The sequence below is a fragment of the Agarivorans gilvus genome (assembly GCF_001420915.1).
GTDB classification, from domain to species: Bacteria; Pseudomonadota; Gammaproteobacteria; order Enterobacterales; family Celerinatantimonadaceae; genus Agarivorans; species Agarivorans gilvus.
This window is the reverse complement of sequence record NZ_CP013021.1, coordinates 3,582,431-3,602,116: the sequence shown is the minus strand read 5'-3', so window position 1 is coordinate 3,602,116 and position 19,686 is coordinate 3,582,431. Positions and strand designations below refer to the sequence as shown.

General features: G+C 46.0%; 19 protein-coding genes, 1 tRNA gene and 2 pseudogenes. 11 read left to right on the top strand and 11 right to left on the bottom strand.

The genetic code is table 11. The annotated features are described in order from the left end of the window. Positions 1–142 precede the first annotated feature (142 nt). The 3 genes from AR383_RS17115 (at position 143) to AR383_RS17105 (ending at position 2,835) form a co-directional block, all read left to right on the top strand. A complete protein-coding gene (locus tag AR383_RS17115) occupies positions 143–820 on the top strand; it encodes a TIGR00153 family protein (RefSeq protein WP_055734227.1) in 678 nt (225 codons plus the stop codon). 27 nt (positions 821–847) lie between these two features. Beyond that, positions 848–2,113 carry an inorganic phosphate transporter gene (locus AR383_RS17110; protein ID WP_055734226.1) on the top strand — a complete coding sequence of 422 codons (1,266 nt, stop codon included), beginning with the start codon at positions 848–850 and terminating at the stop codon, positions 2,111–2,113. Between the two features lie 113 nt (positions 2,114–2,226). Continuing rightward, entirely contained in the window at positions 2,227–2,835 is a 609-nt protein-coding gene (locus AR383_RS17105) for a TIGR04211 family SH3 domain-containing protein (protein ID WP_055734225.1), read from the top strand. 44 nt (positions 2,836–2,879) lie between these two features. On the opposite strand, the gene AR383_RS17100 is transcribed toward AR383_RS17105, so the two are convergent. Together AR383_RS17100 and AR383_RS17095 are read right to left on the bottom strand one after the other, a co-directional pair. Next, entirely contained in the window at positions 2,880–3,671 is a 792-nt protein-coding gene (locus tag AR383_RS17100; RefSeq protein WP_055734224.1) for a general secretion pathway protein GspB, read from the bottom strand. Next, positions 3,671–5,308 carry an ExeA family protein gene (locus tag AR383_RS17095; RefSeq protein ID WP_055734223.1) on the bottom strand — a complete coding sequence of 546 codons (1,638 nt, stop codon included), beginning with the start codon at positions 5,306–5,308 and terminating at the stop codon, positions 3,671–3,673. The genes AR383_RS17100 and AR383_RS17095 overlap by 1 nt, the downstream gene beginning before the upstream one ends. Before the next feature lie 135 nt (positions 5,309–5,443). Between AR383_RS17095 and AR383_RS22345 the strand changes: the two are divergent. Continuing rightward, positions 5,444–6,686, top strand: a pseudogene (locus AR383_RS22345) (multifunctional CCA addition/repair protein). A 43-nt stretch (positions 6,687–6,729) separates the two neighbouring features. Here the strand turns inward: AR383_RS22345 and AR383_RS17085 are convergent. From AR383_RS17085 to folB, 3 genes are read right to left on the bottom strand one after another with little or no spacing between them, the layout of a single operon-like run. Beyond that, positions 6,730–7,530, bottom strand: coding sequence for an undecaprenyl-diphosphate phosphatase (locus AR383_RS17085; protein WP_055734222.1), 801 nt, complete (start codon positions 7,528–7,530; stop codon positions 6,730–6,732). A 22-nt stretch (positions 7,531–7,552) separates the two neighbouring features. After that, entirely contained in the window at positions 7,553–8,041 is a 489-nt protein-coding gene (gene folK / locus AR383_RS17080; protein ID WP_055734221.1) for a 2-amino-4-hydroxy-6-hydroxymethyldihydropteridine diphosphokinase, read from the bottom strand. Further along, the gene (folB, locus tag AR383_RS17075) at positions 8,041–8,406 is read right to left on the bottom strand and encodes a dihydroneopterin aldolase (RefSeq protein WP_055734220.1); all 366 of its coding nucleotides are present in this window, start codon (positions 8,404–8,406) and stop codon (positions 8,041–8,043) included. Before folB ends, folK begins: the two co-directional genes overlap by 1 nt. Positions 8,407–8,530: 124 nt before the next feature. Between folB and plsY the strand changes: the two genes are divergently transcribed. Beyond that, positions 8,531–9,127 carry a glycerol-3-phosphate 1-O-acyltransferase PlsY gene (plsY, locus tag AR383_RS17070; protein ID WP_055734219.1) on the top strand — a complete coding sequence of 199 codons (597 nt, stop codon included), beginning with the start codon at positions 8,531–8,533 and terminating at the stop codon, positions 9,125–9,127. A gap of 38 nt (positions 9,128–9,165) precedes the next feature. Here plsY and tsaD read toward each other — a convergent pair whose 3' ends face one another. Next, a complete protein-coding gene (tsaD, locus tag AR383_RS17065) occupies positions 9,166–10,188 on the bottom strand; it encodes a tRNA (adenosine(37)-N6)-threonylcarbamoyltransferase complex transferase subunit TsaD (RefSeq protein ID WP_055734218.1) in 1,023 nt (340 codons plus the stop codon). A gap of 211 nt (positions 10,189–10,399) precedes the next feature. On the opposite strand from tsaD, the gene rpsU reads away from it, so the two are divergent. From rpsU to AR383_RS17040, 5 genes and pseudogenes are all read left to right on the top strand, one after another. Next, positions 10,400–10,615, top strand: coding sequence for a 30S ribosomal protein S21 (gene rpsU / locus AR383_RS17060; RefSeq protein ID WP_016403353.1), 216 nt, complete (start codon positions 10,400–10,402; stop codon positions 10,613–10,615). A gap of 15 nt (positions 10,616–10,630) precedes the next feature. Then, a complete protein-coding gene (locus tag AR383_RS17055; protein ID WP_055734217.1) occupies positions 10,631–11,074 on the top strand; it encodes a GatB/YqeY domain-containing protein in 444 nt (147 codons plus the stop codon). A gap of 87 nt (positions 11,075–11,161) precedes the next feature. Next, a pseudogene (gene dnaG, locus AR383_RS17050) lies at positions 11,162–12,926 on the top strand (DNA primase). 147 nt (positions 12,927–13,073) lie between these two features. Further along, on the top strand, positions 13,074–14,900 hold the full coding sequence (gene rpoD / locus AR383_RS17045; protein WP_055734216.1) for an RNA polymerase sigma factor RpoD: 1,827 nt from the start codon (positions 13,074–13,076) through the stop codon (positions 14,898–14,900). A 113-nt stretch (positions 14,901–15,013) separates the two neighbouring features. Next, positions 15,014–15,090: transfer RNA gene (locus AR383_RS17040), tRNA-Ile, on the top strand. Positions 15,091–15,204: 114 nt separating this feature from the next. On the opposite strand, the gene AR383_RS17035 is transcribed toward AR383_RS17040, so the two are convergent. From AR383_RS17035 to AR383_RS17020, 4 genes are all read right to left on the bottom strand, one after another. After that, positions 15,205–15,795, bottom strand: coding sequence for an NERD domain-containing protein (locus AR383_RS17035; protein WP_055734215.1), 591 nt, complete (start codon positions 15,793–15,795; stop codon positions 15,205–15,207). A gap of 455 nt (positions 15,796–16,250) precedes the next feature. Further along, positions 16,251–16,676, bottom strand: coding sequence for a hypothetical protein (locus AR383_RS17030; RefSeq protein WP_055734214.1), 426 nt, complete (start codon positions 16,674–16,676; stop codon positions 16,251–16,253). Between the two features lie 8 nt (positions 16,677–16,684). Then, a complete protein-coding gene (locus AR383_RS17025) occupies positions 16,685–17,410 on the bottom strand; it encodes a hypothetical protein (RefSeq protein WP_055734213.1) in 726 nt (241 codons plus the stop codon). A gap of 105 nt (positions 17,411–17,515) precedes the next feature. After that, positions 17,516–17,728, bottom strand: a complete 213-nt coding sequence (locus tag AR383_RS17020; protein WP_083481667.1) for a tyrosine-type recombinase/integrase — start codon at positions 17,726–17,728, stop codon at positions 17,516–17,518. Between the two features lie 115 nt (positions 17,729–17,843). Here AR383_RS17020 and AR383_RS17015 point away from each other — a divergent pair, with 115 nt between their 5' ends. Next, positions 17,844–18,761, top strand: coding sequence for an IS5 family transposase (locus AR383_RS17015; RefSeq protein ID WP_055731577.1), 918 nt, complete (start codon positions 17,844–17,846; stop codon positions 18,759–18,761). A 361-nt stretch (positions 18,762–19,122) separates the two neighbouring features. Here AR383_RS17015 and AR383_RS17005 read toward each other — a convergent pair whose 3' ends face one another. Continuing rightward, complete coding sequence (locus AR383_RS17005) at positions 19,123–19,632, bottom strand: hypothetical protein (RefSeq protein WP_055734210.1); 510 nt, start codon at positions 19,630–19,632, stop codon at positions 19,123–19,125. Between the last annotated feature and the right edge of the window lie 54 nt (positions 19,633–19,686).

Below are 19,686 nucleotides of genomic sequence, written 5' to 3'. Positions count from 1 at the left end.
TTCAGTTTTCAAACAAAACCTTTGATATAGCTCAAGTAAAAGGCAAGATTTTGTTAGATAAATGCTTGCAACTAAGCTCTGCTACGTTACCATGCGCCTCGCAAAAAATATATCCTTTGCATAGCTAATTGGAATACAGATTATGTCCGGAAATACAATTCTAGGTTTGTTTGCTAAGTCGCCAATTAAACCACTAGAAGACCATATCAACGTCGTCAGCGAATGTTGTGAAGGTTTAGTACCGTTTTTTGAAGCGGTACTAGAGAAAGACTGGAAACGTGCGGCCAAACGTCGTCGTGACATCTCGAATCTAGAAAAAGAAGCTGATCGCATGAAACGCGATATTCGCTTAAACCTGCATGGTGGTATTTTCATGCCGGTAGAGCGTTCTGACGTATTAGAACTGCTAACCCACCAAGATCGCATTGCTAACAAAGCAAAAGATATATCAGGTCGAATGTTGGGTCGCAAAATGGAGTTACCCCCAAAGCTCGCCGAAATGTTTATGGCTTATTTGGCGCGCTGTTTAGATGCCACCACCAAAGCAAAAGAAGCCATTAACGAATTAGAAGATCTGCTCGAAACCGGTTTTAAAGGCCGCGAAGTAGACTTAGTGAAAAAAATGGTTCACGAACTCGATCTCATCGAGGACGAGACTGACCTGCAACAAATCAAAATTCGTCGCAAACTACAAAAACTGGAGAAAAAAATAGACCCAGTTGATGCGATGTTCCTTTATTACATCATTGAAGCAATCGGCGAACTGGCCGATCAAGCCTTGCGCGTAGGCGCTCGCTTAGAGCTAATGATCTACCGCTAAGATAAAGAAAACACTTAGGTAACTCCAATGGAAATACTTGCAACTTACGGCTCTACGCTGATTATTATCGCGGCCGTCTTTGGCTTCGTGATGGCGTGGGGCATTGGTGCTAACGATGTAGCAAATGCTATGGGTACATCAGTTGGCTCTAACGCAATTACAATTAAACAAGCGATTATTATCGCTATGATCTTCGAATTTGCCGGCGCTTATTTGGCTGGTGGTGCGGTAACCAATACCGTGCGTAAGGGTATTATTGATTCAGGAGCATTTACCAATACTCCTGAATTGCTGGTATTTGGCATGATCGCAGCGCTATTGGCAGCCGGAACCTGGCTCCTCATTGCGTCTTACAACGGTTGGCCTGTATCGACTACTCACTCCATTATCGGTGCCATTATTGGTTTCGCGGCAGTAGGTGTTGGTACCGAAGCCGTGGCTTGGGGAAAAGTTTCTGGAATCATTGGTAGCTGGATTATTACACCCGCCATCTCCGGGGTCTTTGCCTACTTCATCTTCGTTAGCGCCCAAAAACTAATTTTTGAAAACGAAAACCCTCTGGAAGCAGCCAAACGTTACGTGCCTGGCTACATGTTCCTAGCAGGTTTCATGATGGCGCTAGTGACTATTAAAAAAGGGTTGAAGCACATCGGCTTAGAAATGAGCAGTGTTGAAGGCTACGTTTGGGCGGTATCTATCGGCTTAGTGGTTGCTATTGTCGGTAAGATTATTATTAGTCGCCTAAAAACCGATCCCAAAGCCGACCGCCAAATGCACTACACCAACGTAGAGAAAGTATTTGCAGTACTAATGGTGATTACCGCTTGTTGTATGGCTTTTGCTCACGGCTCAAACGATGTAGCCAACGCCATTGGACCTTTGGCTGCAGTAGTCAGCGTGGTTCATAACCATGGTGAAATCAGTGCTAAAGCCGAACTGGCTTGGTGGATCTTACCGTTAGGTGGTCTAGGTATTGTCGCGGGTCTGGCTATTTTTGGTCATCGAGTTATCGCCACCATCGGTAAAGGTATTACTCACCTCACCCCTAGCCGTGGTTTTGCAGCGGAACTTGCAGCGGCAACCACGGTTGTTGTGGCATCGGGTACTGGCTTACCTATTTCCACCACCCAAACTTTAGTGGGCGCGGTATTAGGTGTAGGTATGGCACGTGGTATTGCGGCGCTTAATCTCGGGGTTGTTCGTAGTATTGTAGTATCTTGGGTCGTTACTCTTCCTGCCGGTGCGGCACTTTCTATCGTGTTCTACTACATCTTGTTAGCAATATTTAACTAAGTAATTAAAAACCTACTCAGTTAAGCAAGATTAACAGCGTTGTCGGTTGAGACTGGCAACGTTGTTTCGTACACTAACGGCGAATATTATCTAAATAAAAGAGATTAGCCGTGATGGTCAGAACCCTATCTGCAGCGTTGGTATCACTTGTCCTCGCTTTCCCCGCTTTAGCCCAAACCCGTTATATTTCCGATGACCTGTATGTGTTCATGCACTCTGGCCCTAGTAACCAATACCGCATTGTTGGCACCGTTAACGCAGGCACCCAAATCAACCAAGTTGATTACAACCAAGAAACCGAATACGCCAAAATCACCTTAGATAATGGCCGCGAAGGCTGGGTTGAAGCGAAATTTTTAAATCGTTCTCCCGGTTTAGCAGCTCAGCTTGAGCAAGTGAAAAGCCAATTAGAGAAAAGTGAAACGGCGCTTAAGCAGCAACGTGAACAGATTGAAACAGCCTCGGCTGATCGGGTACAACAAATCGAAGTCCAGCAACAACAAATCGAGCAATTACAAGCCAGTAATGACCAGCTCAATGAGCGACTTCAACAAGTTACAGAACAGAACGTGCAAATTCAGCGCGAGCTAGACACCAAAGACGAAAGCGTACAAATGCAATGGTTTATCAATGGTGCAGGGGTGGCAGCAGGCGGATTAATCTTGGGGTTAATTTTACCGCTGATCCCTCGTCGTAAAAAACGAGACAACCAGTGGATGTAGTGTTTTTTAAAGAATGATAAAAGGCGCTTACTGCGCCTTTTTTGTTAACCCCAATCCGACAAGGCATTTAAGCGGCATAAACTACCCGCCACCCGCAATACAATGTCATCCATACGGATCGCTACCAACTCGATATTGGCATTCACAAAATCCCCTTCAGCGAACTCTTGGTTATTTAAAGTGACATAGCGACGACTGGGATCCGATGAAAAGACATGCGAATTAAAAGTAATCGCAGGCACTAGAGCCTGGATAGAAGGATCTAGAGCACCTATTAATGGCGCGTCATCGTAGCGAGTGACGTCATTTTGCTCTTCCCAACTTAATGTTTCCGTGGCTTGTACCGCCGCGGCAAAACGCTGCTCTAAGTTGCCTTGCTGAGACGCCGACTTATTGGCTGAAGGGGAGTTAGTTACTGAATTATTGTCTGCCGGTGTTGTCACTGGTGACGGTTGCCGCGGCGCTTCAGTTTGTGGCGCAGGACTGGGCGCTTGCGCCAGCAAATCTTCAAACTGCTGCTGGCGTAAAGCTAACAGATCCACTTTTTCGAGCTCATCGAAGCGAGGCAAAGGGCCTAACTCAAAATCTAAGTTAACGGGCTCTGGCGCAGTTTGCTTGACCTGCGATACTGGCAGCTCGCTTGGCTGCTCCTGCTGGGGCTGGTGAGCTACCACCACTTGCTGGTTTTTTTGCCACCACCAAAAGCCACTCCCAGCAATCGCCATGGTTATAACTGAGGCCAATAGCGCACTTAGGATCGGCTTGCTAGTAGCTGGAGCGACTAGCGCTACGGCATCGTTACCGTTACGTCGCTGCGCGTCTAAAATACTCGACATTAGTTCATCTCCTGCAAGCGCGGTTGATCGACATAAATCTGTTGGTTTAAGCGCAACAAGGTAAACACCCCAGCAATACCATCGGCATTGAGATTATTTTGCTGCTGAAACTGCCGCACTTGTTGGCTAAGCTGCTGATCAAAACTAAAGGTTTGGCGCGGCGCTTGACCTTGAATTAACGACAGGCTTTGCTCCAACCAATACACCGCTTGTCCTTGGTTACCTTGCTTTAATACTCCATCGAAGCCCTGCGGTGGCTGCCACAATACTTGAAACTCGCCCTGCCAACGCTGACCTAACCATTGTTCGCTAACCAACATCGACTGCTCGCCCAACCATAGCTCCACCTTGGCTCCCCAATGGCGAATCACCGCATAAAAACGCTCGCCTTGGTCTTCTAAAGCGACGACCGCTGGCAAGTTCACCTCACGTAACACTTTTTCACCGCCATTTAGACTTAAACAATGTAAGTCTATAGCGGTGACCAAACTACAACTCGCTTGGCTTATTGGTACGTCGTAACCCCAACTGCGCAATAATAGTTGCCATGAACGATCTGGCAAAATACTGCTGGCTTTAAGACGCTGCCATTGCTGTTGTTGCTGTTGGACTTGCTCGCGCTGCGCAGCTTGTTGTTGCATGGCGAGCTGTTGAGCCTGCAAACGCTGCTTATCTAGAGCGCTAGCCGAAATAGCTGGAGATGCTTGAGGCTGAGGCTCAACTAGGGGAGTTAACAGCCTAGGCCCCCAATAAAAGGCCGCTAATAATAAGCCCCCCAACAATGCGCCAGTAGCCAGATAACCCAAACTCAAACCTGTCGCTTTTGGCTCAGACAAAGCAATCTCTGCAATCGCCTGTTTTAGCGCTTTTTTATCCACCACCATTTGATCATGGCCATAAGCCGCTAACAAGGCGCGGTCACACAACAGGTTAATCACCCTAGGGATCCCTTCTGCCGCGCTGTGTAGCTGTTTTACTAAGGCCCTTGAAAACAACGGTCGTTCGCAGCCTGCGACTCGCAAGCGGTGACGAATATAAGCCTCCACTTCATTTACGGTAAGCGGTAATAGATGATAACGAGCGGTGATGCGCTGCGCTAATTGGCGCAAAATCGGTTGCTTCAATTTTTGTTGCAATTCAGGTTGGCCAATTAATACCACCCGCAGCAGCTTACGAGTATCGGTCTCAAAGTTAGTCAATAAACGCAGCTGCTCCAAGACTTCAACCGACAGGTGCTGCGCCTCGTCAATCAACAACATGGTATTGCCACCGGCCCAGTGGTTTTCTAATAGGCGCTGACGGATAGCGTCACCAAAATCCTTCACGCTGAAGCTGGTTTTGTCGTAGTCAATTTTGAGTTCATCGCATACCGTGGCCAAAAGCTCCAACTCAGTCAGGCTAGGATTTAGCACCATCGCTACTTGAGTATTCTCGGGCAACTGTTTTAACAAGGCGCGCGAAACGGTGGTTTTACCGGTCCCCACTTCCCCAGTAAGCAATACAAAGCCCCCGGTTTCCCCCAAACCAAAACTTAAGTGAGCCAAGGCTTCTTTATGCCGTTCGCTCATAAATAAAAAATCGGGGTTTGGCGCAATTGAAAAAGGGTTTTCCTTTAAGCCAAAGTAATCCAAATACATTAAACCGCTGTCCTTTCGCCGAAGCTGCTCTGCCACTTATTCGAGAAGTAGCAATCCTAGCCCTATTAAGCATTGATAGGTGTATAATACCCTTGCGCAAGGCGTTTGTGGACAGTGATTATTGAGGAGTGCTAAGTGGAAACCTATTTAGTCGGCGGAGCGGTACGCGATCAACTACTGGGTTTACCAGTAAAAGACCGTGACCATGTGGTTGTAGGCGCCACCCCGAACAAATGCTTAAACTAGGTTACAGCCAGGTCGGTAAAGATTTTCCGGTATTTTTACATCCGCACAATCAAGAAGAATATGCACTCGCCCGCACCGAGCGTAAGCAAGGCAAAGGCTACACCGGTTTTACTTGTTACTTCGCCGACGATGTCAGCCTAGAAGAAGATTTGCTGCGTCGCGACCTCACCATTAATGCGATAGCCCAATCAGAACAAGGCCAGCTCATCGACCCCTATGGCGGACAAGCCGATCTACAGGCGCGAATTCTGCGCCATGTTTCTCCCGCTTTTGTAGAAGACCCACTTAGAGTACTGCGCGTCGCGCGTTTTGCCGCCCGCTTTCACCCACTTGGTTTTAAGGTGGCCGCAGACACGTTAAAGTTGATGCAACAGATTGCCCACTCTGGCGAGCTAGCTAGCCTAACTCCAGAGCGCATTTGGTTAGAGCTAGAGAAAGCCTTAGCTAGCCCAGCCCCTCAGGTATTTTTTGAGGTTCTTAAACAGACCGATGCCTTGGCGGCCTTAATTCCTGAACTAGACCAGTTGTTTGGTGTGCCAGCTAGCCCTAAATGGCACCCCGAAATCGACACCGGCATTCATACTCTGATGGTGATTGAGCAAAGCGCCAAGCTAGATTATCACCCGGTGGTACGTTTTGCCGCCTTATGTCACGACTTTGGTAAGGCCTTAACGCCCCAAGCAAAACTGCCTTCTCATCCGGGCCATGGCCCGCTGGAGTAAGCCCAATTAAAGCCTTTTGCCAGCGAATTAAAGTGCCCAACGAATACCGCGATTTAGCGCTACTGGTGGCAGAACACCACATCACCATTCATAGCGCCTTAGAACTGCGCCCTGAAACCGTATTAAAGCTATTTGACCGCTGCGATGCTTGGCGTAAACCACAGCGTTTTCAACAAATACTGGAGGCGGGTATAGCCGACATCAAGGGGCGGCTTGGCTTTGCTGACCACGACTACCCTCCCTACGACTATTTGCTTCACCAACTAGAAGTAGCCAATAGCGTCGATGTACAAGCCATCGTTAAAGCCGGATTTAAAGGCATAGAGATAAAACAACAACTGCATCAGCAACGCTTGCACTTGCTTAGTGAAGAAAAACAGCGCTATTTAGCTCAACAGCAGCCAAGCTAAGTGACCCCAAAAAAAAGCTCGCCAAAATGCGAGCTTTTTACTTTTAACTGAAGGCTAGAAAGCCCAATAAGAATGCGCCCAACAACAAGCGATAGATAACAAAAGGCTTCATCCCTACTCGGCTTACCCAGCGAATAAACAGGTGGATACAAGAATAGGCACTAACAAAAGACACCGCCACTCCCAAAGCCATCGCGGTCCAGTCCACCGCCACCGGATTTTCTGCCATGTCTTTAGTCATCAGTACGCAAGCTCCCACAATCACCGGGATCGACATTAAAAATGAAAAGCGTGCTGCCGCTTCACGGGTTAACCCCAACATTAAACCCGCGGTAATGGTGATACCGCTGCGCGATGTGCCAGGAATAATCGCCACCGCCTGCGCAATACCGATAAACAAGGCCTGTTTCCAGCCAATTTGATATTCGTCATTCAGCAGCTTAGCCTGCGCATCGGCCCACCACAGTAGCGCACCAAAAATTAAGGTGGTAGCGGCAATCACATAAGCCGAACGCAAATATTGTTCAATCAAATCCTTAAATAAACCACCAAACAATACCGCAGGAATGGTGGCTAAAATAATCAACCAAGCCAACAGGGCATCAGGGCTGCGCTTGCCCGTAAACGAAGCCAACCATGCGATTAACATCGACCATACTTCTTTACGGAAATAACCTAATACCGCTAGCAAGCTGCCCACATGGACTGCCACATCAAAAGTAATACCTTGGTCCTGCCAGCCCAATACCTGCGAAGGTAAAATCAGGTGAGCAGAACTCGAAATAGGGAGAAACTCTGTTAAGCCCTGAATCAAAGCCAACATTATGGTTTCGAAAACACTCATGCACTGTTCCTTGCTAAAAAAATTAAAAGGTGAAACTGTCGACCCGATGCAAAACTTGAGCACTATCAGCAAATTCCTTCCATAGCTGAGTGTAAGTTTTTGCTAGTGTTGGATGCTCTAAGTCCCCAGCAATATCACTTAAAGGTTTCAGAACAAAGGCACTTTTTATTATTTCGGCTCTAGGTAGCTGGCAGGGTTTAGCTACCACCAACTGGTTATATAAAAGAATATCGATATCCAGTGTGCGTGACGAGTACTTTTGGGCATCTTTTGCTCGCCCATGTTCGAACTCGATGCGTTTAATGGCAGCAAATACCGCTTCAAGAGACAAGGGCGTAGAAAATCTGGCCACCAAATTATAAAAATCGGGGCCGTCAAAGCCTAAAGCCGGACATTCATAAACGGGGCTTAGGCTCAATTCACCAAAACAGCTTTCTAAGGCCGCTATCCCTTGGCGAATATAGCGTTCTCGCTCAATATTGCTGCCTACACCTACAAACACATCAGCCATTATGAAGAGGCTTCCGTTTGGCTACGCTCTATTTGAACGCCCACGTTGGCAGCAAAAGGAACCGCGCCTGGTTTATTAATGGTCACCTTAACCCAAGGCACAGTGAATTGTGTGAGAATTAAGGCCGCCACTTTCTCTGCCACGGTTTCCACCAACTCATGCGGCTGCTGACTAACTAAGTCGCTCACCGCCTGACTCACCGAGGCATAATCCAAGGCCAGCGACAAATCATCACTCAGGCCTGCAGGGCGATTATCCCAAGCCATCTCTAAATCAATCACTAGTTTTTGCTTGATCTGTTTTTCCCACTCGTAAGCGCCAATCGTCGCCAATACGGTGAGCTCTTTAATAAATACTTTATCCATAATTCCCAGCTACTGTGCTGCCTATCCACTAATTAGCCTTAGCTAAAAAAACAGCGTATGATTTGACCTTTGAGAGAGCGCGATAATACCGCAATTCAACAATCGGTGGAATGCTTCTAAACTAATGGGTTTACTCGGTTTATTTTTTATTACGGCAGCTTATTTACTGGGTTCCATCTCCAGCGCCGTACTCATCTGCCGAATTTACCGCCTACCCGACCCACGAAGCCATGGTTCGAATAATCCAGGCGCCACCAATGTGTATCGCATCGGCGGTAAAACCCCAGCGGTATTAGTATTAGTTTGCGACCTGCTCAAAGGCACTATTCCAGTTTGGTTGGGCTACTACGCCAACTTAGCGCCAATAGTTCTGGGCTTTGTGGGCATCGCGGCCTGCCTTGGCCACATGTATCCTATTTTCTTTCATTTTGAAGGTGGCAAAGGCGTTGCTACCGCACTTGGCGGAGTACTGCCCATTGGCTTAGATTTAGCTGCCCTATTAATCGTCACTTGGCTGATCACCCTAAAACTAAGAGGCTATTCCTCGCTAGCCGCCATCGTCAGCGTGAGTTTAGCACCACTGTATACTTGGCTGATCAAACCGGAATACACCCTGCCGGTAGCCATGCTGTCGTGCCTGATCATTATTCGCCATCAAGGCAATATTTCTCGGCTACGCAACCACACCGAAAGCAAAGTGGTAAATAAAAATAAGCCATAAAAAAACGCCCCAGTTAGGAGCGTTTTTATCAACTTGAGTTAAGCTTGCTTAGCTGGCGGTAACTCATCCAGTGGCCAGCGCGGCATAGCCTGCACCGACAAACCCACGGTTTGCCCCGCTTTAAAACGCTGCATACCAGCATAGGCAATCATTGCGCCGTTATCGGTACAAAACGCCGGACGCGGATAATAAACCTGACCACCACGCGAGGCTAATAACTCACCGAGTTGCTCACGCAAGGCTTTGTTAGCACTTACCCCACCAGCAATCACCAAACGTTTTAAACCCGTTTGCTTAAGGGCGCGACGGCATTTGATAATCAAGGTATCCACTAAGGCTTGCTGAAAAGCCAGCGCGATATCAGCTTTGGTTTGCTCATCTTTTCCTTCGCTATCAATGGTATTTTTGGCAAAAGTTTTCAGCCCAGAAAAACTCATATCTAAACCGGGACGATCGGTCATTGGCCGCGGGAAAGTAAAACGCCCTGCTTGACCTTTCTCGGCTAAGCGACTCAAGGCAGGGCCACCGGGATAATCGAGGCCCAATAACTTAGCTGTTTTATCAAAGGCTTCACCGGCGGCATCATCAATCGACTCACCTAAAATTTGGTATTCACCAATGCCATCCACTTCCACCAATAAAGTATGACCACCAGACACTAACAAGGCTAAAAACGGAAACTCTGGTGGATTATCTTCCAGCATTGGTGCCAATAAATGGCCTTCCATATGATGCACTGGCACCGCTGGCTTGCCCCAAGCCATAGCAATACTGCGGGCCGTAAGCGAGCCCACCAATAAGGCACCCACTAAGCCAGGACCTGCGGTATAGGTCACCGCATCAATTTGCTCGGGGCTACAATTAGCCTTTTCCATTGCTTCTTTAATTAATGGAATGGTTTTACGAATATGGTCACGTGAAGCCAGCTCTGGCACTACCCCACCATAATCAGCATGTAGTTTAATTTGACTGTATAAAACATCGGCCAATAAGCCCTGCTGGTCATCGTAAATGGCCACACCGGTTTCATCACACGAAGTTTCAATACCGAGTACACGCATAGTTTTTACTTTTCCTACTCTGGGGATGGCGAAAATTCGCCGCTGCAAGCCTATAAAAATCGCAGCTATATTACTTGTTCGTGGCTTATTTCACCAGAGGATTACAAATAGGCTTTACATTGCCCCCAGTTCGGCTTAAAATTCCGCACCATTTTTAAACACTCAGGCTGATTTTTGTTCGGCCCTCAATAAACCGGAAGGTGATAGGCATATGCCAATCGTTAAAGTACGTGAAAACGAACCATTTGACGTAGCTCTACGTCGTTTCAAGCGCTCTTGCGAGAAAGCAGGTATTCTTTCTGAAGTTCGCCGTCGCGAGTTTTACGAAAAACCAACTACAGCTCGTAAACGCGCTAAAGCGTCTGCTGTTAAACGTCACGCTAAGAAATTGGCTCGTGAAAACGCACGTCGCGTTCGCTTGTACTAAGCGCTGATAGACCCTATGTCATTAAAAGCAACGCTACAAGAAGAACAAAAAGCAGCAATGCGCGCCAAAGACAAGTTTCGTCTTGGCACTCTGCGCATGTTGCTGGCGGCAGTTAAGCAAGTCGAAGTTGATGAACGCATTACGCTAGACGATGAGCGCATTCTAAGCATCATCGTTAAGCAAGTGAAACAACGTAAAGACGCTGCGGAGCAGTTTCTTGCCGCTGAACGTCAAGACTTAGCAGACAAAGAACTCGCCGAGATTGAAATCTTGGAAGCGTTCCTTCCTAAAGCACTCAGTGAACAAGAAGTAGCTTCATTAATTGAAGCGGCAATTGCTCAATCTGGTGCTGCAGGAATGCAAGATATGGGTAAAGTGATGGGCATCCTGAAACCTCAGGTACAAGGCCGTGCAGACATGGGCGCAATTAGCGCTGCTGTTCGCAGTAAACTAGCCTAAGTCCATCCCTTAGAATACTCGAACAAGCCGTGTTCTCATTGAGTTCACGGCTTGTTTGTTTTTTAAAAACGCTGAAGTTGGTAGTGAATGGCCGGAAGAATAGCGCAACAATTTATCGATGATCTATTGGCGAGAACAGATATTGTTAGCCTCATCGATCAGCGCGTGCGCCTTAAAAAAGCCGGAAAAAACTACTCAGCCTGCTGCCCTTTTCATAACGAAAAATCTCCCTCATTTACTGTAAGCCAAGACAAACAGTTTTATCACTGCTTTGGTTGTGGAGCCCACGGCAACGCCATTAGCTTTTTAATGGAATACGACAAACTCGAGTTTGTTGATGCCGTAGAAGATCTAGCCAGCCAAATGGGGCTGGAAGTGGAACGGGAAAACAGCAACAACAGCAAGTTTGATCAAGCCAAAAGCCAGCAACAACGCCAAGCCGCCAAAGATTTATACGAGCTGATCGCTCAAGCCAGCCGTTTCTTTCAGCAGCAATTGCGCAGCCATCCCAAGAAACAGCAAGTGATCGACTATTTAAAAGGTCGTGGACTTAGTGGCGAGGTGGTACAACGCTTCTCAATTGGTTATGCCCCGATGAATGGGACTCGTTAGGTAAAGCTCTGGGCTATTCGGCGCAGACCAGCCAGCAATTACTGGATGCAGGTTTATCGATTGAAAACGAAAGTGGTCGCCGCTATGACCGTTTCCGTGATCGAGTGATGTTCCCCATTCGCGATAAACGCGGTCGCTACATTGGCTTTGGTGGTCGAGTACTCGGCGATGGCACGCCTAAATACTTAAACTCGCCAGAAACCAGCGTCTTTCATAAGGGTCGAGAGTTATACGGGCTTTATGAAGTACGCCAAGCCCACAAGCAAGTACCACAGATTTTAGTGGTAGAAGGCTATATGGACGTGGTCTCGCTGGCCCAGTTTGGGGTGGACTATGCGGTGGCTTCGCTGGGCACCTCTACTACGCCCGAGCATTTACAAATGCTGTTTCGCGCCAGCAACAAAATTATCTGTTGTTATGATGGTGACCGCGCCGGACGCGACGCAGCTTGGCGCGCTCTAGAAAATGCCCTACCGCACTTGCGCGATGAAGTAGAGCTAAAATTTATGTTTTTACCCGACGGCGAAGACCCAGACACCTTGGTGCGCCAAGAAGGTAGAGACGGCTTTGAGCAGCGCATGCATCAGGCAATGCCCCTGTCGCGCTTTTTATTTGAGCGCCTAAGTCAGGAAATCGACATTAGTACCGATGCCGGTAAAAGCCACATGGCCGCTCGCGCTTACGAGCTCATTTCGCAAGTGAAGGCCGCCTTTTATAAAGAAACCTTGTTGACCGAATTAGCCACCCAAAACCGGATGATTCGCAGCCAACTAGAAAAAGAACTGGCGCAACTAGAGCGCCAACAACGTAACCAAGTAAGTAGCGTTAAAAAGCTGAGCCTAACGCCGATGCGTAAAGCTATCGCAATGATTTTACAGCGCCCAGCCATTGCCAAGGACTTGCCCCCTCAGAAGAGCTAAAGCAAGTGAACATCAAAGGTATGCCGCTACTGCTGGCCTTAATCGCCGAAATCCATAACAAGCCGGATATCACCACCGCCCAATTACTAGAGCGTTGGCGTGATCAACCAGAGCAAAAACACTTAAGTGCGCTGGCCAGTTATAATTTGGAAATCGACGAGTCCGGCTACCCCGACGAACTGCAAGATATTATTGCCAGTTTCATCGAACAACTGCTGTTACAACGTTACGAACAGCTCAATGTAAAGTCCTTAAACGGCACACTGAGTATCGAGGAGAAACGTGAAATGTTGCAATTAATTACCGAATTAAAGCCTTAAATGGTTTGTTTAAGTAATAAACAAAAACTTTTTACTAAATTGACCTTGATATAGAAATTTTAACCCATACTTGATATAATTCATCGTTTGCGCCAACAGCGCGAACGTTTATGGTTTTGCTAGCTTAATCTACTTCGGATGACATCTATGGAACAAACCCCACAGTCTCAACTCAAACTCCTTCTCGCAAAAGGTAAAGAGCAAGGCTACTTAACTTATGCAGAGGTAAATGACCATTTACCTGCTGATATCGTAGATTCCGATCAAGTTGAAGATATCATTCAAATGATCAACGACATGGGTATTCAGGTACATGAAAATGCACCCGATACCGATGACTTATTGTTGGCCGAGAATACAACTGACGAAGACGCAGCAGAAGCCGCGGCGCAAGCACTTGCAACAGTAGAGTCAGAACTTGGCCGAACCACCGACCCAGTGCGTATGTACATGCGCGAAATGGGCACCGTAGAACTATTGACCCGTGAGGGCGAAATTGACATCGCCAAACGAATTGAAGAAGGGATCAACGAAGTTCAACGCAGTGTTTCAGAGTACCCAGAAACCATTTCTATCTTGCTTGATATGTACGACCAGTACCAAGCAGAAGAACTAAAAATTAGCGACATCGTAAACAGTTTCATCGACGAAGACGAAGTAGCCGAAGCGGCGCCAACCGCCACTCACATCGGTTCAGAACTTGAAGAAAAAGATCTCGACGATGAAGACGATGACGAAGAAGACGAAGAAGAAGAAGACGTAGGCCTAGATCCAGAAGTGGTTAAAGAGCGCTTCGATGCGCTTCGCGCTCAATACGACAAAACCCACGCGGTGATTGCCGAGCATGGCCGTATGTCGGCTCGCGCAACCAAAGAAATCTTTGAACTAAGCGAAATTTTCCACACTTTCCGCCTAGTGCCTAAGTTATTCGACAAGTTAGTTGCCAGCATGCGCAACATGATGGAGCGGGTGCGTACCCAAGAGCGCCTAATCATGAAGCTGTGTGTTGAACAGGGCAAAATGCCTAAACAAGCTTTTGTTAAAGCCTTCTCTAAAGACGAAACCAGTGAAGACTGGTTTAACGAGCACAAAACTTCGGCTAAAGACTACGCGCCAGCGCTAATGGAAGTAGACGAAGAAGTGCGCCGTTGTATCTTCAAACTGAAAACCGTTGAAGAAGAAACCGGCCTTAGTATTAACAACATTAAAGACATCAACCGTCGCATGAGCATTGGTGAAGCGAAAGCTCGCCGCGCCAAGAAAGAAATGGTTGAAGCCAACTTGCGTTTGGTGATTTCGATTGCCAAGAAATACACCAACCGTGGCTTACAATTCCTCGATTTGATTCAGGAAGGTAACATCGGCTTGATGAAGGCGGTAGATAAGTTTGAATACCGTCGTGGTTACAAATTCTCGACCTACGCCACTTGGTGGATCCGTCAGGCGATTACCCGCTCAATTGCAGACCAGGCACGTACTATTCGTATTCCGGTGCACATGATCGAAACCATTAACAAGCTAAACCGCATTAGCCGTCAAATGCTTCAAGAAATGGGCCGCGAACCCACTCCAGAAGAATTGGCAGAGCGCATGTTAATGCCTGAAGACAAGATCCGTAAGGTGCTAAAAATTGCCAAAGAGCCTATCTCCATGGAAACCCCCATTGGTGACGATGAAGATTCGCATCTAGGTGACTTTATTGAGGATACAACCCTATCTATGCCGGTTGACGCCGCTACAGGGGAAAACCTCAAGTTTGCTACTCAAGAAGTACTAGCAGGCCTCACCCCGCGTGAAGCCAAAGTACTACGGATGCGTTTTGGTATTGGTATGAATACCGACCACACCCTTGAGGAAGTGGGCAAACAGTTTGACGTAACCCGTGAGCGTATTCGTCAAATCGAAGCCAAAGCCCTACGCAAACTGCGTCACCCTTCTCGTTCAGAGCAGCTACGTAGCTTCTTAGACGAGTAGAACAGCTAAACGGCGAATAAATAAGCGCTTAGTTTCAAACGCATAGACAAGGCTGAGATGTTTTTTTATAATCCAGCCTCGTTGATTGAGCTAAGCTCGCAACAACAAATTTAGGCCCTTTAGCTCAGTTGGTTAGAGCACACGACTCATAATCGTTAGGTCCACAGTTCAAGTCTGTGAAGGGCCACCATATTTAAAGGCGTAGTAGGTTAGTAACCACTACGCCTTTATCATTTCTTAATCCTGTGTAGCAAATATGTAGCAGATTTCAGACAAAAACTGTTATCTCGCTTAACTCTTAAGATTATTGAGTGAATTTACAACGGGGATAGGCTGAACAGCCAATAAACGCATTCCCAGCATTCTTAGCACGCTTTGCCAATCGCTCTACTAACTCTGCCCCACATTTGGGACAGGCCTCGCCAGATTGCCTCTGACGGCTTTTTTCAGCCACCAACTCACTAACATTCGCCTTGTGCTTAAGTGACGTTCTAAGGCCTCTTTTAAGTTTCAATTCCTCAAGCTTAACAACAAGCGCTTCAACTTCTGATTCAGTGAACACTCTCTCCTGCTTCGAACGAATGAAGCGCAAGCAACCACGTATATGCGTTACATTTTCGGGCATAGCGGTTTTAAAGGAAGCGTCGCCAACAAAACACACTACAGAGAATAAATCAGTAGGTTTTAAATCAAGAGAAGATTCGAGAGCTTTTAGGTGCTTGTAGTTTTGGTGCAGTGGGTTTTGAAACTTACTACGGTGGCGGTATATTTGCTGCGTCCATTGCTTTTGGCGCTCACTTCCAAAAATCCACCCTTTCATGTTCTTGGTTTCAAGTGGGATGGTTATGCCTGAGATAGCAATCGAGATTATTATTGACACAAGCTGAACTGACACTTACAAAACTCCATTGTAAAAACCAACAACTAGGACACCAACTAAACTAGTGCGCAAGTTTAGTTGTACAACTCAGCACTGCCCAAAATCAGGAAAACTGGCTAACTTTCAATGCGGTCGAGGTAATAACTGAAAATGTAGCTAGAGATGATAGCTCGATAGCTTTCCGACCAAGACGCTCACTTCGAAACACCAATAAATAAGCCCCATATAATGACAAAGCTAAGCAGCAAGTCAGCATAAGCGTAACAGTAGAGAGCAACCAACTAGGCTCGGAGAATGAAGCTAGTTTATCTCCAGCCGCAAATAGCAATGTAAGAATAGATACATTTAATTTAATGTACTGATAAACTTGGAGAAATCATAAACCCTATTTTCCACGAAGACACCTTGTTGTTAATAACTAATGTTTAACCACTCCCCAATACGACTCACTTTAGAAAATGATTCAAAATCTATTTACCTAGAGCTTCCACAATTAAAGATTTGGCTTCTTCTAATTCGTTAGAAAGATCTCCCATTGGAAAACCTTCTTTAGCCATTTCCTCGACTTCGTGAACATTCTTATCGAAGTAATTTATTGCAGCTGTATATTCCACATACCTAAAATCTTTTTCTAAAGCCTCATCAATTGGATAAGCGGCTTCTAACTCTTCTAAAGATGCATCCTTGTAAACAACCACCTTAACAGGGTATTCGCGAGGTCTCGAGTCACCATGCGATTGCCACTGAAACCACTCCACACCCAATAAGTGGCCACTCATAGAAGGTGGTCCAAAAGCCTTGTAAGGTAAAACGAGAGTCTTATCTTCTATAGATGACTGGGTGCATCCCGAAATAAGGAATACGCTAGTAATGACAATGAGCAAGATTTGTTTCATGTGAGTCCTTATGAAGCGCATTTTAACTTGGCTAAGTTGAGCTTTATTGCAGTATCCTGAGGCACAAAGATAGCACTAGACAACCAAGGATAGTTTCTTAATGCTGTTTTCTCGTACAACCCTTTTCCGATAGCGTCCCAGTGAACCTCATACACAAAACCTTCGACAAACAGCCATGTATGCATGCCACCCCTAGATAAGCCGAAACCAAATGGTATCTTTGCTAGCTCTTTATAATCAATATCATTAAGTTTTGTTTTACCCAAATAAGGGTATAGGGCCTGAAAGTTAGAATTATCCTCTTTAGTTGGGTTGTAATTAACGACCCTGTGCTTGAGTGGAACATTATCCGTACTATAGATACATTGCTTTCTGGCAACTACGCTGGCATAAGTATGCTCTTGATCTCCATCTGAAGGATGAATGCTATCAGGAGACACATAAATACCTGCCCAGTTTTTTTGCGTCACTAAACGTTTGGCGAGAATTGTACCTCTGAAATCTGAACGAGAAGTCTCCCTTCCCATTGTCCAGACATCTTTTGCCATCTGGCCATTACCCATTTCCTTATACGCATGAGACAAAACATTTAGTACATATGTAATACAGTCAGTAGACTCGTATTTTTCATATTTTTTAGGGTCACTTTGTTTAAGCACCGAGCCCACTTCGTGAGAATGGTTTTCGTAGAGTTTTATGGTTTTGGCTTTAGCTATACCAGAAAAAGAAGTCACTGACGTTCCTTGGGAGACTTAAAATTACCGCTATTATTTCATTGGTCAATAACAATTTAAAGAGAAATGATAAATTAATTATTAAGTTACACATATTCACTAAACCTAAAGCAAATTAACCGCTGCCGCTTTATGCTCTGGCGCCAAATGCGCATAACGCAATGTCATATTCATATCAGCATGGCCTAGTAGTTCACGAACTGTATTTAAATCGACACTTTTCATCACTAGCTTACTGGCGAAGTGGTGGCGTAAATCGTGAAAATTAAAATCTTCTAATTCGGCCAAATCAACCACCTTAACCCAGCCTTTTTTAATATCGGTTAGCGCTTTGCCCTCTTCGCCCTCGAATAGGCGTTGTTTCCTAAATCAGATTGAACTAACTCAGCAGTCGCGGATCTGATCTGTATCTATATCTGTCGGGTCACCAAACATGGGTAAAGCGAAAGGCAACATCACCAACTGGAAGCTGTACAACAGTGCACTGAAGCAACGCGGCTCATTGACCTTCTGGATGGATGAGAAAGCCATAGAACTATGGAATAACACTGAGCGCAGTGGTCGTCGAGGGCGCAGCCATACTTACAGTGACACCGCTATCGCAACTGCGCTGATGATTAAAGGCGTATTCAAGTTACCACTGCGTGCTCTTGAAGGCTTCATCAACTCATTGTTTCGCCTGCTCAAGGTCGACTTAAAATCTCCCGATTACAGTTGTATAAGCAAGCGAGCAAAGACTGTTGAAGTCAACTATCGCCTACCTAGCCAAGGTCAAGCGGCTCACCTCGTTATCGATGCTACAGGTCTTAAGGTGTTTGGCGAAGGAGAGTGGAAGGTGCGTAAACACGGCGCTGAAAAGCGTCGAGTCTGGCGAAAACTGCATATGGCAGTAGATGCCCAGAGCCATCAGATAGTGAGTGCTGAGGTCTCGATGGACTGGGTTCACGATAGTGAAGTGTTACCCACCTTGTTGAGACCGCTGCGGCGCAAAGTGAAAGCAGTAAGCGCTGATGGTGCCTATGACACACGGCAGAGCTATCAAGAAGTACAACGTAAGAAGGCTGTTGCACTAATCCCTCCACGCAAGAATGCAGGTATGTGGGAAGCGGGTCACCCACGGAACGTTGCAGTAAAAGCCTTGAAGCAAGGTGAGTTGGAAAACTGGAAACGGGACAATGCTTACCATCTTCGTTCACTATCGGAGACGGCGATGTATCGTTTCAAACAACTGCTTAGCGACAAGTTGAGTCTACGTTGTTACAACGCCCAAGTCGGTGAAATCATGGCCGGAGTGTGCGCGTTGAACAAAATGAGCAGGCTAGGTATGCCTGCTCGTCAGCTAGCTGAATAAAGAGGAAAACGCCTTGAGGTTACTGCGTTCGTTGCACTGAATTGATCAACAAGGCCTCTTTGGATACAACCCAAACTACAATAGAAGACGGTCGCAACTGCAAGAGCGATTGAGACGAACCATTCTCCAAAGATTCTTATCACCTGAAATGATAGATAAGTATAGTATAGTATAGTGATCGTATATATTTTATCTTTTAATTCAAATATGTTCAGTTCAGTATTATTAAAAATGACTAGCCCCCACCTAATGTCACCTACATAAGCAAATGCAAGATGGCCCAACAACTCCTTTTATTGGGTTTCATCGACCGCTTTTTGTAAATAGAAAGGTCAAGACAGCCTTTAATTTCATACCTAACTTAATTTAGTTTCCCAGTTTTAGGAATGTACTGACCATTAGCATGTCTAAAAAACACATTGCACTCTGTTAGCTCAAAACCATCGCCCGTCATTTGCACATAAGGGTTTAGCTCGATGTAAACATCGACATTACTTCCCTCACTTTTTGACGCATCTACAATCGCTTTGTACACATTGTATTTTTCATCAATGAAAACATCAGCAGCACTTAAGTCTGAGTTTGTCCAAGGCATTCTAAGGATCAAATCACCTTTACAGTTAGGAGCCTTTATCGGGAAAGAGTTTTGTTGAACCCTCACCTCGAATTGCCCACCGTTCATAACGAACTGAGCCTCTCTAAACTCTTTTATTGAACTAATGCTTTGATTATTCAATGAAAGCTTCATGTGATAATAGTTTTTGCCATTAGACGTTGTAGTAACGACATCTTCATTACTCGCACAGCTAACATTACTGAATATTACACCGGCACTAACGTATGCTATGGCTAACGTTTTTTTTATACTCATAATTATCTATCAGCTCTACATTCTATGGAGTTACAGGAGCAACGTATTTATTCC

Bases quoted from the DNA above. Each gene is read 5' to 3' on its own strand.
- AR383_RS17115 (WP_055734227.1), top strand. From the start codon at position 143: ATGTCCGGAAATACAATTCTAGGTTTGTTTGCTAAGTCGCCAATTAAA.
- AR383_RS17110 (WP_055734226.1), top strand. From the start codon at position 848: ATGGAAATACTTGCAACTTACGGCTCTACGCTGATTATTATCGCGGCC.
- AR383_RS17105 (WP_055734225.1), top strand. From the start codon at position 2,227: ATGGTCAGAACCCTATCTGCAGCGTTGGTATCACTTGTCCTCGCTTTC.
- AR383_RS17100 (WP_055734224.1), bottom strand. From the start codon at position 3,671: ATGTCGAGTATTTTAGACGCGCAGCGACGTAACGGTAACGATGCCGTA.
- AR383_RS17095 (WP_055734223.1), bottom strand. From the start codon at position 5,308: ATGTATTTGGATTACTTTGGCTTAAAGGAAAACCCTTTTTCAATTGCG.
- AR383_RS17085 (WP_055734222.1), bottom strand. From the start codon at position 7,530: ATGAGTGTTTTCGAAACCATAATGTTGGCTTTGATTCAGGGCTTAACA.
- folK (WP_055734221.1), bottom strand. From the start codon at position 8,041: ATGGCTGATGTGTTTGTAGGTGTAGGCAGCAATATTGAGCGAGAACGC.
- folB (WP_055734220.1), bottom strand. From the start codon at position 8,406: ATGGATAAAGTATTTATTAAAGAGCTCACCGTATTGGCGACGATTGGC.
- plsY (WP_055734219.1), top strand. From the start codon at position 8,531: ATGGGTTTACTCGGTTTATTTTTTATTACGGCAGCTTATTTACTGGGT.
- tsaD (WP_055734218.1), bottom strand. From the start codon at position 10,188: ATGCGTGTACTCGGTATTGAAACTTCGTGTGATGAAACCGGTGTGGCC.
- rpsU (WP_016403353.1), top strand. From the start codon at position 10,400: ATGCCAATCGTTAAAGTACGTGAAAACGAACCATTTGACGTAGCTCTA.
- AR383_RS17055 (WP_055734217.1), top strand. From the start codon at position 10,631: ATGTCATTAAAAGCAACGCTACAAGAAGAACAAAAAGCAGCAATGCGC.
- rpoD (WP_055734216.1), top strand. From the start codon at position 13,074: ATGGAACAAACCCCACAGTCTCAACTCAAACTCCTTCTCGCAAAAGGT.
- AR383_RS17030 (WP_055734214.1), bottom strand. From the start codon at position 16,676: ATGAAACAAATCTTGCTCATTGTCATTACTAGCGTATTCCTTATTTCG.
- AR383_RS17015 (WP_055731577.1), top strand. From the start codon at position 17,844: ATGGGTAAAGCGAAAGGCAACATCACCAACTGGAAGCTGTACAACAGT.
- AR383_RS17005 (WP_055734210.1), bottom strand. From the start codon at position 19,632: ATGAGTATAAAAAAAACGTTAGCCATAGCATACGTTAGTGCCGGTGTA.